Source organism: Desulfatiferula olefinivorans (genome assembly GCF_054657895.1).
The window spans coordinates 176448-189515 of record NZ_BAAHXV010000002.1 but is presented as its reverse complement, the minus strand read 5'-3'; the positions used below and the strand labels follow the sequence as shown (position 1 = coordinate 189515).

The following is a 13068-nucleotide window of genomic DNA, read 5'->3' as shown; positions in this document are numbered from 1 at the left end:
CTTCCCATAAAGGCCGTGAGATGAACCGGGGTCCCTTGCATGCCAGGCGAAACGATCAGTGGATAAACAGCGACGCTCTCCGCATGATCGATCCGGGAACCCGGGTGGTGCTCTTTGGCGCGGGGCAGGGGAGTGTGGATTTTATCGACGCAAACGCCGCCCTTTCCGACCCCTTGCCCATCAGGGCCGTGCTCGACAATGACCCCACCATGTGGGGGAAAAAGCTCCTGGGCATCGATATTCTTTCGCCTGACGAGCTGCCGGTGTTCCGGGACTGCCTTGTTGTCATCACGACCATATCCGGCAAAGAGGCCGTTGCCGGACAGTTGACGGCCATGGGATTGACGGAGGGTGAGCAATTTGTCGCGATCGGACGTTATCCGGTCCCATCGATCGCACATCTGACAACCTTCCTCGATTACAATGAACGTTACATCGGAGCCCGGCCCGGCGACACCATTCTGCATGTGGGGCCGGGGGGATTTCTTGGATTTGAATGCTGCCTGCATGCACTGGGATTTAACGTCGCGTCCATGGACGCCCTGCCGTTTGGCATGCATTATCCCGATGTGACCGGGCAGTTGGATCAGTACCGCGAGGTGCTTTCCGACCTGCTTGCGCTTCCCCTCAACGGGTTCGACAAAGGTCTTGTCAAGGCAAGGTACCTGTCGCTTTTTCATGAAAGGGACGGGGCTTATCATCTTGATCGTCGTGCGCTTCCCTATCGTTTCCCCTGCCGGTTCAGCGCCATCCCGTTTCCGGACAGCGGGCTCGATGTCATTGTGTCTTTTGGGGTTCTCGAGCATGTCCGGAATCCCGACGCCGTGGCGGCTGAAATAAAACGAGTGCTCAAACCCGGCGGGTTTTGCTTCCACCGGATCATCACGCGGGATCATCGCTCCTTCAGCCGCGTTAGCGGGTATCATCCGTTCAGCTACCTCTGTCACACTGCCCATGATTGGGACGCGATCAATAAACACAAGTTCTATCAGAACAGGCTGCTTCCCCATGAATGGCTTGCTCTGTTCGAAAGACAGCTGGACGTGGCGGTCATGAAGCCGTTGACCCAATCCAATCTCGATGACGCCACCTATGCCGAGATCAGTGCCTTTCGCCCCGATCTCGAACGTCGGCATCTCGAATGTGTTGATTGTGATCTGATTGCACAAAAGGAATCGGCGTGACATAAAACCGACGTCAGGCCGATCAGAATGGAAAAGGCAATACAAAGAAGCCGGTATGCGGCGGAGGGGTACCCTTCGCAGGTCATATCGGCTTTTTTTGTTTGCATGAGTCAGGCATGGATCATGCAAGTGGTGTTGGCAGCGTGGGAGCTTGATTTCTTCTTATACAAATTGAATGGCTTATGGAGCCGGATCCGGATGAATGCGTTTTCCTTTCGGTCGACAAAATTCAGAACAGAGCATGTCGGAAAAATGACGGACATGGCCGAGCAACCCGCAGACATGGATCACGACCGCACCATGTCCTCGGATCCCTTTTGCCTGTTTCAGAATCCCGATTCCTTTCATGAGTCCATGTTCGACCGGCGGAGCAGGCATTTCGACAGGGGGGGCAACACCCACTGGTCCGTGGCCTGGTCGGATCTGATGATGACGATGTTTATTCTGTTTGCCGTGATGTACATCTACCAGATGGCGAACAGGCAGTGGGATTACGGCAAAGGGCCGGGCACGACGACGTTTTCGGACGAGGGGTCCGGGGTGGTGATGGATGAGAGTGTCAGTTCGGCCATCACCGAATCGTTCCCGGAACTTTATGACCTGACCCGGAAAAATATTCCCGATGTGGCCCAGGTGGAGCTGATCGCGGATCGGGCCGTTCGGATCACCCTGACCGACGATCTTTTGTTCGAAACGGGCAGGGCCGACCTGAAGGATCGTGCCAGGGTGCTTCTGGCGGATGTGGCGTCGGTGCTCCGTCAGACCACCCATGTGATCAACGTGGTGGGGCATACCGACAACGTTCCCATCAGGACGCCTCAGTTTCCCACCAACTGGGAGCTGTCCGTGATAAGGGCCTGTGTGGTGGCCCGGTATCTGAGTGAAAATCTGGGGATAGAAAGTGCACGGTTTTTCGTGTCCGGCCATGCCTATCATCAGCCTGTTCAACCCAATACGACAGCGAAAAACCGTGCGGCGAACCGCCGTGTCGAGATCATTCTGACCAAGGATCGGCCGGAGTGAGTGTTTTTATTCCAAACGCCTTGAAGGGGGACCGGATGGATAGGGACGAGATGAGTGAGGGCACCGCGATCAGGAAAACCCTGAAGCAGGTCGGGCGGCCGTTTTTGTGGGTGGCCTTGCAGAAGAATGTCATCGGAGTGTTGATCTGCGCCTCGATTTTTATCGCGGGGTTTCTGATCAATGGCAATATATCCATGTATTTCAATGTTTCCGCGCTTCTGATCGTGTTCGGGGGGACCCTGGGGGCCACGCTGATCTGTTTCAGGTTCAAGCGTCTTGCCATTGTCTGGAAGGTTCTGGTCAGTTCCTACCGGACGCCGGTGAAAAGTCCCGACGAGGTGGTGGGGATTCTGGTGGATCTGTCGGTGAAAAGCAAGCTTCAGGGGCTGTTGTCACTGCAGGATGACGAAGAGGAAACCACGGTGATGTTCCTGCGTCAGGCCCTGGGGTTTCTGGTCGACGGCTACCCTTTGCGGGAAATCCGGGAAAGTCTGTCGGCGGAGATGTATTTTTTCAGGCAGCGGCGGGAGGAAAGCGAACGGGTGCTGACCACCATGGCGGATATCTGCCCGTCCTTTGGCCTGGTGGGATCGGTGGTGGGGCTGATCGGCATGCTGACCGGCATCGGCGATACCACGGTGATTCTGGCCACCGTGCCCGTGGCGCTGATTTCGACCCTTTACGGCATTGTCCTGTCCAATTTTTTCTTTCTTCCCTTTGCGGCCAATATCCGGGAGCGCACCGATCAGGAACTGCTGCTCCAGAAAATCATCATGGAGGGCACCATCGCCATCGGCGGCGATTACCATCCGTCGATTCTCGAACGCAAGCTGAAATCCTTTCTTACCCCGTCGGCCCGTGAGGGAAAGCTGGTTTCCCTGGCCCGGATCCGGGAAATTCTCGCCCGGAACAACCTGGTGACCGAAGAGGACGTCAAGGTCAGGGGCGCCGGAGAAACGGTGGACACAAACGGAGCCTCACCCGAAACGTCCGGCGCGTCCTGACGGGAGCCGTATCCCGTATCCCTTTAACGCAGACGCTTTCAGCCGTCGGTCTGGTTTTTTAAAGACGTCCGGGATAATAAACAGGCGCCCAATCATTTGACGCGGGCGCGTTTATCGGATATGAAAATCCTGTTTTAAAGCGCCGGAACGACGCCCGTGCCGTTCCCCGTTGGTCCTCCGCAGGGATCTGACTTATTTCAGGAGTTTATATTTGAAAATCGTGATTGTGGGAGCCGGTGAGGTGGGGTTTCATATTGCCAGCCGTCTGTCCCATGAAAACAAGGATGTGGTGGTTATCGACAGGGATGAGGCCGCTTTGCGCCGCGTCTCGGAAAACCTCGATGTTCAGGTGATCCGGGGGTCGGGCAGCAGCCCGTCGACCCTCAATGAGGCAGGCATCAAGGCCGCGAGCATCATGCTGGCCGTGACCGACAGCGACGAAGCGAACCTGGTGGCCTGTCTGGTGGCCAACATCGTGTCGCCGACCACCAAAAAACTGGCCCGCATCCGACATGCCGATTACGACAGCTACCACGACCATTTCCGTGAATTCGCCCCCCATATCGATACCATCATCAATCCGGAAATCGAGGTGGTCAAGACCATCGAACGCCTGATCGAGGTTCCCGGGGCCCTGGATGTGGCTGAATTTGCCGATGGACGGCTTCAGTTGATCGGCATGCGCATCGAAAAGGGCAACATGTTGAACGGCCTCAAGCTGATGGACTTCGGCTCACGGTTCGGAGAAAAGGCATCCCTGGTGGCCGGTGTGGTCCGAAACGAGCAGATGATCGTTCCCCGGGGCAGCGACCGGATGATGGCCGGGGATATCGTTTATTTCATCAGTGAGAAGAACAAACTTTCGGGGCTTCTGTCTCTGTTCGGCAAGGAACCCCGGGCCCTGAAACGGGCTCTGATCGTGGGGGGAGGGCGGATCGGCATCCGTCTGGCCCATCTTCTTGAGTCCCGGTCCGTTCATACCAAGATCATCGAACGGGACCAGGCCAAATGCCGTTATCTGGCCGACAAGATGAACAAGACCGTGGTGCTCCACGGGGACGGGTCGGACCAGAGTCTTCTGCTTGAAGAGAACATTCAGGACATCGATGTGGTGGTGACGCTGACCAACGACGAGGAAACAAATATCCTGGTGTCTCTGCTGGCCAAGCGCCTGGGCGCGGGAAACACCATCACCAAGATCGGGAAGTTCGGGTATTTTCCGCTGATGGGCACCATCGGGCTCGAACAGGTGGTCAGTCCCCGGCTTTCGGCCATCGACAGTATCTTGCAGCATATCCGCAAGGGCAAGGTCCTGTCGGCCATATCCCTGCACGGTGAGCAGGCCGAGGTGATCGAGGCTCTGGCCCTGCCCACGTCGGAAATCGTGGGCAAACCCCTGATGAAAGTCTCGTTTCCCAAAGGCTCCCTTTTGATCGGTATTGTGAGGCAGGATGCCGTCATCATTCCGTCGGGGAAAACCGTCATCGAACCCGATGACCGGGTGATCATCTTTGCTTTAAGGGAGGTGGTGCCGAAGATTGAGAAGCTTTTGACCGTCAAGCTGGAGTTCTTTTAATGCGATTGAGTCATCTGGCCAATATCATCGGCATTCTGATCACCGCGATCGGTCTGGCCATGATCGTTCCCCTTCTTTCGTCCTTTTATTATTTCGATCACAATTACAAGGCCTTTCTCATCGCCATCGGGATCACCGTGGGTCTGGGCCTTTCGCTTCACGGGATGTTTCGGAACCATCGCTTCGATTTCATCAGCCACCGGGAAGGGATGGCCGTGGTGGCCATCGGCTGGGCCGCCGTGGGACTGGCCGGCGCGCTTCCCTTTTATCTGAGCGGTTATTTCGGTAGTTTCACCGACGCCTTTTTCGAATCGGTGTCGGGGTTCACCACCACCGGGTCGTCGATCCTGACGGATATCGAGGCCATGCCCAAATCCATCCTTCTCTGGCGCAGCATGATTCAGTGGCTGGGGGGCATGGGGATCATCGTTTTGTCCCTGGCCATCCTTCCTTTTCTGGGCGTGGGGGGCATGCAGCTATACAAGGCCGAGGTGCCCAGTCCCGTTCCGGACAAGCTGAAACCCCGACTGACCGAAACGGCCATGATTTTGTGGAAAGTCTACATCCTGATTACGCTGGTTCTGTTCGTTTTGCTCTGGGCGGGGGGCATGACGATGTTCGACGCCGTCTGCCATACGTTCACCACCATGCCCACCGGCGGTTTTTCCACCTGGAACACCTCGGTGGCCCATTATGACAGCGTGTATTTCGATATGGTCATCGTGGTGTTCATGATTCTTGCAGGAATCAATTTTTCCCTGCACTACCAGTTCCTCAAAGGCAAGACCCTGGCGTTCTGGCAGGATGGCGAATGCCGCTTCTTCCTGGGCATGGTTCTTGTGTTTACCGCCCTTGTCACGGTGGATACCTGGGTGACCGTTTATCCCCGTATCGGAGACGCCTTTCGATACAGCGCCTTTCAGGTGGCGTCCATCGTTACCACCACGGGCTTTGCAACGGCCGATTATGAACTCTGGCCGGGGCTCAGTCAGGTAATTCTTTTCGCCTGCATGTTTATCGGCGCCTCGGCCGGGTCCACCGGCGGCGGTATGAAATGTATCCGTCTGATGCTTTGCATCAAATACTGCTACCGTGAGCTGTTCGCCCTGATTCATCCCCGGTCGGTCTCCCAGGTGAAGCTGGCGGGGAAGACCGTCTCAGATGAGGTGATGAACAGTGTCATGGGCTTTCTGGCCATATACATTGCCCTGTTCGCGGTCTGCTCGGCGCTGCTGGCCGGTATGGGCGTGGATTTTGTCACGGCGCTGACGGCCGTGGCCTCGTGCATCGGCAATATCGGTCCCGGCTTCGGGATGGTCGGGCCTGCAGAGAACTTCGCACTGATTCCGACCGCCGGAAAATGGCTGCTTATCTGGTGCATGCTGCTGGGCCGTCTGGAGATCTATACGGTGGTCATTCTGCTGGTTCCCGAGTTCTGGAGAAAATAGGACGACCGGTCGTTTTTAGTAGTAGTACTTTGGTTTAATTGATGATTCAAGATAGGGTCAAATAAATAATGCGTGCGGGTCAAAAAAATATATTTTTTATCGTTGACAAGGGGCGCGGGGATCATGTAAAAGCTTCTTGTTTTTGAGCACGCGGGTCATTAACTCAGTTGGTAGAGTATCTCCCTTTTAAGGAGAGAGTCGTTGGTTCGAGTCCAACATGACCCACCACATACGACGTAGAAAATATTTACGTCCCCATCGTCTAGCCCGGTCCAGGACACCGCCCTTTCACGGCGGCGACAGGGGTTCGAATCCCCTTGGGGACGCCAATTTTAAAAGGCCCGATCACATCATTGTGATCGGGCCTTTTCAGTTTGAGCGGTAAAACCCGGCGTTATGCCATTGGTCTGAGGTCTGAGGTCTGAGATCTGAGATCGGAGGTCTGAGATCCGAGGTCCGATCTCCGATATCCGACATCTGATATCTGATCTCCGATCCCCGATCCCGAGTTTGCCCCGGCGCCCCGACGGGGGGAACTCTCCTGGGCGCCGGAGTATCAGGCGGACTCCGCCGTCGTCTCCACCATGGCCCGGGTCAGGGTGCCCAGATCGTCATCATTGATGATATAGGGCGGCATCACATAGACCAGGCGGCCAAAGGGGCGAACCCAGACCCCTTTTTCCACGAAACGATGCTGAATGGTTTTCATGTCCACCGGCTCTTTCATTTCAATGACGCCGATGGCTCCCAGGCAGCGGACCTCCCGGACCGTTTTAAGATCCCGGGCCGGAGCAAGCCCGGCGTTCAGGCCCCGTTCAATACGGTCGACCTGTGCTTTCCAGTCCGATTCCAGAAGAAGGCGGATGCTTGCCACGGCCGCGCTGCATGCCAGAGGGTTGCCCATGAAGGTCGGACCGTGCATGAAAGCGCCGGGAACCCCGCTTGAAATGCCCTCGCTGACCGTGGGGGTGGTCAGGGTTGCGGCAAGGGTCATGTAGCCCCCGGTGAGCGCTTTGCCCACGCAGAGGATGTCCGGGCTGACGTTGGGGTACTCACAGGCAAACAAACGGCCGGATCGGCCGAAACCGGTGGCGATCTCATCGAAGATCAACAGGACGTCGAACCGGTCGCACAGAGCCCGCAGCCGTTTCAGATACTCCGGTGAATAGAACCGCATGCCTCCGGCTCCCTGGACCACGGGTTCGATGATCACGGCGGCAATCCGCGCGTGGTGCTCCTCGAGCAGACGGCTCAGGCTGTGGATGTCGCTTTCGTCCCAGGGCTCGTCGAACCCGCATCGGGGTGCGTCGGCAAACAGCTGCCTGGAAAGAAAGCCGGTGAACAGGCTGTGCATGCCCGTGTCCGGGTCACAGACGCTCATGGCTCCGAAGGTGTCTCCGTGATAGCCGTTTTTGACGGTCAGAAACTGTTTCTTTTCGGGTTTGCCCACGGCGTGCCAGTATTGAACGGCCATCTTGAGGGCCACCTCCACGGACACCGATCCCGAATCGGCCAGAAAGACTTTCTCAAGGGGGGCAGGGGTGAGGTCCACCAGAAGTTTGGCCAGGGTGACGGCCGGGGCGTGGGTGAGGCCGCCGAACATCACATGGGCCATGGTGTCAAGCTGATTGCGGATAGCCTCGTTGAGAACCGGGTGGTTGTAGCCGTGAATGGCCGCCCACCAGGACGACATGCCGTCGATCAGTTCGGTGCCGTCTGAAAGGGTCAGTCGGACGCCCCTTGCGGATGCCACCTCGTAGACGGGCAGGGGGTTTTTCATGGATGTGTAAGGGTGCCAGACATGGTCCCTGTCAAAAGATGGAATGGAAAACGGTGTCATGGCTGCTCCAAAGGGGTTTCAGAAATTCATGGTTACCGCCCGCCCTGATTCGTCATCAATACAATTCGTACTTCACCAGCCGTCCGTCCAGGCCGCCGTTTTTGAGTGGGAGTTTGAAGCCGGCCTTGAGGCCGACTTTTTTGATGTATTCCCGCTGTCCGAAATAGATGTAGGCGTTGGAGCCCTGGCAGTTGCATTTGAGAAAATCCCCGAGCCGTTTGTACAGGGGGCCGAGATCCTTGCCTCTGTCAAGGCGGATGCCGTAGGGCGGATTGCAGACGATCAGCGAATTGGACAGGTTGCCGATATCTTCAAAGGGCGTCTGGCTGATCTGGATATACTTGCCTCCGGGCAGCTTGTTGATGTTTGTTTTGGCGGCGGTGACGGCCGCCTTGGCCATGTCGCTTCCCGCGATGACGTCGTCGGGTATTTTTCTCACCTGTTTGCGTCCCTGGCGCTGGATGTCCCACCACAGGGGCTGGTCGAAATCGGGCAGGCGGGTGAATCCGAAATTGGTTTTCAGGTATCCGGCCGGAATGTTGCAGGCATACATCAGCGCCTCGCACAAAAAGGTGCCGGAGCCGCACATGGGGTCGTAGAAGGGCTGCTCTCCGTCCCAGTCGCTCATCTGGATGATGGCCGCCGCCAGGGTTTCCTGCATGGGCGCTTCCACGGTCTTGATGCGGTAACCCCGTCGGTGCAGGCTGCCGCCGGAAGTGTCCACGCTGATCACGGCCTGATTTTCCCGGATGTGCAGGTTGAACCAGACATCCGGATTGCGGGTGTCCACGTTGGGCCGCCCGCCGGTCTTGTCTCTAAACTGGTCGACGATGGCGTCTTTGAGTTTCAGGGCCGCGAAGTGAGAGTTGTTGATCTCGCTGTCCGAGACGTTGGCGAACACGGCGAAGGACCCGGTTTCGGGGATGAAGTCCGACCAGGCGATGGACCGGGCGGTGGTGTACAGGCTGTTCGGATCCTTGCAGGGAAAGGACACCAGCGGGGCCAGAACCCGCGTGAGGAGCCGGGATTTGTAGTTGATGCGGTAAAGGGCGGCTTTGTCGGCCTTGAACCTGAGGCCCCGGTGTTCCCGGATGATCTGGCCGGCGCCCAGCCAGGACAGTTCCTTGATTCCCAGCTCTTCAAGCCCGTCGGCGATCTGGGCGTAATATTCATGGGTGGACTGATACTGATACATGGTGTCCTTTTTCTACCATTTGGCGTAGTGGTCTTCGGTAAAGCCGGGCAGGTCGCAGACGTCAAGCGTCTCCCCGGCATCCGTGGTGAAGGTTCCCTGAAAGCGTCCCATCATCTGGGTGAACCGGGAGGCCAGCACAAAGGCGTTGGTTTTTTCTTCCCGTTTGTTTTCAGGGTGAAACGTGAGATCGACTTTTTTGTCGGAAGACCGGATGGTCCAGGGGGCCGCCAGGTCATCGGGGTTGAAGATGAAATTCACGGTATCGACCTTGGTCATGATCCCGTCCAGCCAGAAGGCGTTTTCCGTGAATCCGGTTTCGTTGACCCCGGCGGCCAGGTTGAGGCCGAAACGCCGTCCGTCGGGGAGCACCGCGGCGCTCGCCGCCCAGTTCCAAAAGGTCTTCCGTCGCATGAATCCGGCGGACCAGTCCAGAAGGGCCATGGTGCCGGGGGCGGACAGGTCAAAACGTTCTCCCCGGCATTCGAGGGTTCCGGAAAGGGGGATGGGGGTGGTCTTTTCCGTGTAGACCCAGCCCCGGTATCCGGCCCGGGTGCAGATCCGAAGGGGGGCGGTCCGTGAGAGATTCAGTTCGGCGTTAAGGGACAGATCCTTCCCGATGGCCTTGATCCGGCTGCCGTTGATCTCGATCTGCAGGCCCGAAAAGGAAAATTTTGCAGACGGCCGCGAGGGGTTGAGGCCCACCGAAGCGCAGAACGACGGCGCCAGGGCCTTGGATTCGATGATCTCTCCGGTTTTACGGTGGTACACGTAAAAAAAGCCGTTGCCGACATAGCGGATATCCACCACGGCCAGTCCGGCGATAAACTCAGGTCCCATGATGCCGATGAAGTTGAACTGGTTGAATCCAAGGGTCTTGAACATTCCCCGGACCGTCCGGCCCATGGGGGTTTCAAGATGGTAATCCCTGTAATTCACCGAATGCACGGGCTGATCGATGATCCCAAACTCAATTCTGCCGTCAGGTCTGACAAGATGATTCATGACTTTTCCCCCTGTTTTGTGAACGTCATGCCCCCGGTTGTAATGAAATTACGCCCGGAACTCAATGGCAAAATGCAACAGCCCCCACCGCCGCCCCGCAGAATCATTCACCACGGAGGCACGGAGAGCACGGAGAAAAACACGGACAAATTATCCACAGATTACACAGATTGACACAGATTGTTTCAAAACTTCTCCGCCGCCCCGCAAAAATAATTCATCAATTCAACCGGGGAATACACCTGTACGGGCACGGCGCGCCGTGCCCCATCAAATTGCCCCTCATCCCCATAAAAATCATAATTCACCACGGAGACACGGAGAACACGGAGAAAAAACACAATGCCGTAACGATGATCTATCGTGCACCTGCACCCGCATATCATTGATGAACTCGTAAAAAATCATCAAAGGACGGCAAAGAAAAACGTTCGAGTTCAAGGCGTCGCGAATCCCGAGGAATGAGGCGTACTTAGGGTACGCCGCAGTGACGAGGGATGAAGCGCAACGCAGAAATCGGATGTTTTACGAAGTCGTCATCATTGATCAGGTAACCCTTTTATGATAGAGCACCTGGCATGAACGAGACCATAAACGACATATTTTGTTCCCATGACAAACTGTTCAAGGAAATCTGGAGTGACCTTGAAAACGCCCGATCCTTTCTGGCAAACTATCTTCCTGAGGAGTATCTGGCGGTCTTTGACCTGAAAACCCTTGAAATCTGCAAGGGCAGCTTTGTCGAGAAAAACCTCAAGGAATATCATTCCGACCTTCTCTATAAGGTCGCAACCGATCATGGGCATGCATTCATCTACTTTTTGTTTGAGCACAAAAGCTATCCTGACGGCTTGATTCATCTTCAATTATTGAAATACATGACAGGAATCTGGGAACTGTCGGTCAAGCAGAACAGGAAAAAACGATTCGATGCCATTGTCCCTCTGGTGATGTACCATGGAAAAAAACAATGGACCACACCCGAACGTTTTACCGAACTGTTCTCCGACGCTTACGGCCCGTTTGGCTGCCATATCCCCGATTTCAAATACATTTTGTTCGACCTTCCACAGTACAGCGATGAACAGATCCGGGGAACCATCATCGAACGTCTGGTGATGCTGGTTTTCAAACACATCTTCGATAACGATTTTGATCAAAAGCTTCCCGGTATTTTCAAACTGTTAGAAGACCTGGTTCAAAAAGAAACGGGTTTGCAATACGTGGAAAGTTTGTTAAGATATCTCCTGTCCAACATGGAAAACATGACCGGCGAAAAATTGAAAGCCATTGTCGCCCAGTCACTCTCTGAAAAAGAAGGCGGTGTGATCATGAAGTTTGCCGACAGCGCATTGGGGAAAATATACAACAAGGGTATGCATCACGGTATCAGCCAAGGCATCAACCAAGGAATCAGCCAAGGAATCAGCCAGGGCATCCAGCAGTCCATCCACATGGTCGTTCAGGCCCGGAAAGACATGGCCATAACCATCATTGATCTAAAATTTGGCCACTCGCCGGAATCCGAGCGTTTCAAACGCTATATCGACAGCATAGACGATGCCGATCATCTTGCCCTTATCAACGAAAAACTGAAATCAGCCACGACCCTTGCCGACCTGTCAGGTTTCATCGGGCATTGATAACCGGTATCAACACCCTCCGCAGAAACAATTCACCAAGGAGACACGGAGAGCACGGAGAAAACCACGGACGGATTCATCCACAGATGACGCAGATTACCCCAATCCCCCCACCACCGCCCCGCCAAAACGACCGCCCATCGTAGGGTGCGCCGTGCCCCAACACATTGCCGTCCATCCCACCGCGCGTCATACCCATGGGCATGACCTGTTTTTTCGCTGTGTCTTTGTGCCTCTGTGAGAGACAACAACCGTTTGACCCGAAGGGGAAAACGGTTTCTTCCGGTTTTATCACGGAGACACGGAAAAACTTACCCGTCTGACTCAAGGATATTTACCAATTCAACCGGGGAATACACCGGGCGATCAGACCCGGTGAAGCCTTTGGGATCACGGGTGACAAGGGCCTGGGCTCCGGCTTGGCTTGCCGCCTGATCGATAACGGCGTCCTCGAAATCCGTAAACGGAGAGATGAGGGCCTTTTCGATGACGGAACGGGTGACCGGTGCGATGTCAAACAGGGTCATGAGTGTGGCGATATGTGCCATGGCCTTTTTTCTGTCAAGGACCTTGGCGGATAGGTAATAAAGGGTGGTGATCGTGGTGGCGCAAAGCATTCCCTTTACATCACCCCGTTCCACAAACGAAAGAAGGCGGCAGGCGGATTCGGAAAACGGCTCCCTGTCAAGCAGGACATCGAGGATGACGTTGGTATCAAAAAGAATGATCATAGGTATTTATCTTCAAGATAGGTTTTGTAATCCTCCTCGCCCAGACCCTTGTCTTTCAGGGCTCCCCTCAATGATTTCACCCGTGGGGTGATGGTTCCGCCAGAAGATCGAGACGTTTTGTCGAGGGTATAGAAATAATCCGCCACCATCTGTGACACGGATTTCCCGAGGGATTGTGCATGCTGTTTAGCCGACTGGATTAATTGCTCGTCAAGCCGCAGAGTGAGTTTTGTGTTCATGGTGAGCCTCGTATATGACGTATAAAGATGAAAAAATTATACGGCAATCGATATGGTTGCGTCAAGAGAGCTTTTCGAAAGGGCAGGGCGGCACCACCGAGGCACGGAGAACACGGAGAAAAACACGGACAAATTATCCACAGATTTCGCAGATGAGCACAGATTGACCAAAACCCCACCACC

General features: G+C 55.4%; 11 protein-coding genes and 2 tRNA genes. 8 read left to right on the top strand and 5 right to left on the bottom strand.

Annotation, left to right across the window (positions count from 1 at the left end; genetic code table 11):
• The first annotated feature begins 35 nt into the window (after positions 1 to 35).
• The 7 genes from ACYQ11_RS02520 to ACYQ11_RS02490 all read left to right on the top strand — a co-directional run bounded on the left by ACYQ11_RS02520 (position 36) and on the right by ACYQ11_RS02490 (position 6564).
• Positions 36 to 1184, top strand: a complete 1149-nt coding sequence (locus ACYQ11_RS02520) for a class I SAM-dependent methyltransferase (RefSeq protein ID WP_459922160.1) — start codon at positions 36 to 38, stop codon at positions 1182 to 1184.
• Positions 1185 to 1445: 261 nt separating this feature from the next.
• Positions 1446 to 2207 carry an OmpA/MotB family protein gene (locus ACYQ11_RS02515; protein ID WP_459922159.1) on the top strand — a complete coding sequence of 254 codons (762 nt, stop codon included), beginning with the start codon at positions 1446 to 1448 and terminating at the stop codon, positions 2205 to 2207.
• A gap of 35 nt (positions 2208 to 2242) precedes the next feature.
• On the top strand, positions 2243 to 3211 hold the full coding sequence (locus ACYQ11_RS02510; RefSeq protein WP_459922158.1) for a motility protein A: 969 nt from the start codon (positions 2243 to 2245) through the stop codon (positions 3209 to 3211).
• A 220-nt stretch (positions 3212 to 3431) separates the two neighbouring features.
• Positions 3432 to 4787, top strand: coding sequence for a Trk system potassium transporter TrkA (trkA, locus tag ACYQ11_RS02505; protein WP_459922290.1), 1356 nt, complete (start codon positions 3432 to 3434; stop codon positions 4785 to 4787).
• Positions 4787 to 6235: a TrkH family potassium uptake protein gene (locus ACYQ11_RS02500; RefSeq protein ID WP_459922157.1), complete on the top strand. Its 1449-nt coding sequence runs from the start codon at positions 4787 to 4789 to the stop codon at positions 6233 to 6235. Before trkA ends, ACYQ11_RS02500 begins: the two co-directional genes overlap by 1 nt.
• 152 nt (positions 6236 to 6387) lie before the next feature.
• Positions 6388 to 6463, top strand: a tRNA-Lys gene (locus tag ACYQ11_RS02495).
• 23 nt (positions 6464 to 6486) lie between these two features.
• Positions 6487 to 6564: transfer RNA gene (locus tag ACYQ11_RS02490), tRNA-Glu, on the top strand.
• Between the two features lie 227 nt (positions 6565 to 6791).
• Here the strand turns inward: ACYQ11_RS02490 and bioA are convergent.
• Genes bioA through ACYQ11_RS02475 form a run of 3 tightly spaced genes read right to left on the bottom strand, consistent with a single transcriptional unit; the run spans position 6792 to position 10272 of the window.
• The gene (bioA, locus tag ACYQ11_RS02485; RefSeq protein ID WP_459922156.1) at positions 6792 to 8075 is read right to left on the bottom strand and encodes an adenosylmethionine--8-amino-7-oxononanoate transaminase; all 1284 of its coding nucleotides are present in this window, start codon (positions 8073 to 8075) and stop codon (positions 6792 to 6794) included.
• Between the two features lie 55 nt (positions 8076 to 8130).
• Complete coding sequence (locus ACYQ11_RS02480; RefSeq protein ID WP_459922155.1) at positions 8131 to 9270, bottom strand: THUMP domain-containing class I SAM-dependent RNA methyltransferase; 1140 nt, start codon at positions 9268 to 9270, stop codon at positions 8131 to 8133.
• Positions 9271 to 9282: 12 nt separating this feature from the next.
• Positions 9283 to 10272: a DUF2804 domain-containing protein gene (locus ACYQ11_RS02475; protein ID WP_459922154.1), complete on the bottom strand. Its 990-nt coding sequence runs from the start codon at positions 10270 to 10272 to the stop codon at positions 9283 to 9285.
• Between the two features lie 578 nt (positions 10273 to 10850).
• Here ACYQ11_RS02475 and ACYQ11_RS02470 point away from each other — a divergent pair.
• A complete protein-coding gene (locus ACYQ11_RS02470) occupies positions 10851 to 11915 on the top strand; it encodes an Rpn family recombination-promoting nuclease/putative transposase (RefSeq protein WP_459922153.1) in 1065 nt (354 codons plus the stop codon).
• 311 nt (positions 11916 to 12226) lie between these two features.
• On the opposite strand, the gene ACYQ11_RS02465 is transcribed toward ACYQ11_RS02470, so the two are convergent.
• Together ACYQ11_RS02465 and ACYQ11_RS02460 are read right to left on the bottom strand one after the other, a co-directional pair.
• Entirely contained in the window at positions 12227 to 12646 is a 420-nt protein-coding gene (locus ACYQ11_RS02465) for a PIN domain-containing protein (protein ID WP_459922152.1), read from the bottom strand.
• The gene (locus ACYQ11_RS02460) at positions 12643 to 12885 is read right to left on the bottom strand and encodes a DUF6364 family protein (protein WP_459922151.1); all 243 of its coding nucleotides are present in this window, start codon (positions 12883 to 12885) and stop codon (positions 12643 to 12645) included. The genes ACYQ11_RS02465 and ACYQ11_RS02460 overlap by 4 nt, the downstream gene beginning before the upstream one ends.
• Positions 12886 to 13068 lie beyond the last annotated feature (183 nt).

Coding starts and splice junctions, on each gene's coding strand:
- ACYQ11_RS02470 (WP_459922153.1), top strand. CDS start 10,851: ATGAACGAGACCATAAACGACATATTTTGTTCCCATGACAAACTGTTC.
- ACYQ11_RS02465 (WP_459922152.1), bottom strand. CDS start 12,646: ATGATCATTCTTTTTGATACCAACGTCATCCTCGATGTCCTGCTTGAC.
- ACYQ11_RS02480 (WP_459922155.1), bottom strand. CDS start 9,270: ATGTATCAGTATCAGTCCACCCATGAATATTACGCCCAGATCGCCGAC.
- ACYQ11_RS02460 (WP_459922151.1), bottom strand. CDS start 12,885: ATGAACACAAAACTCACTCTGCGGCTTGACGAGCAATTAATCCAGTCG.
- ACYQ11_RS02500 (WP_459922157.1), top strand. CDS start 4,787: ATGCGATTGAGTCATCTGGCCAATATCATCGGCATTCTGATCACCGCG.
- ACYQ11_RS02475 (WP_459922154.1), bottom strand. CDS start 10,272: ATGAATCATCTTGTCAGACCTGACGGCAGAATTGAGTTTGGGATCATC.
- ACYQ11_RS02510 (WP_459922158.1), top strand. CDS start 2,243: ATGGATAGGGACGAGATGAGTGAGGGCACCGCGATCAGGAAAACCCTG.
- bioA (WP_459922156.1), bottom strand. CDS start 8,075: ATGACACCGTTTTCCATTCCATCTTTTGACAGGGACCATGTCTGGCAC.
- ACYQ11_RS02515 (WP_459922159.1), top strand. CDS start 1,446: ATGGCCGAGCAACCCGCAGACATGGATCACGACCGCACCATGTCCTCG.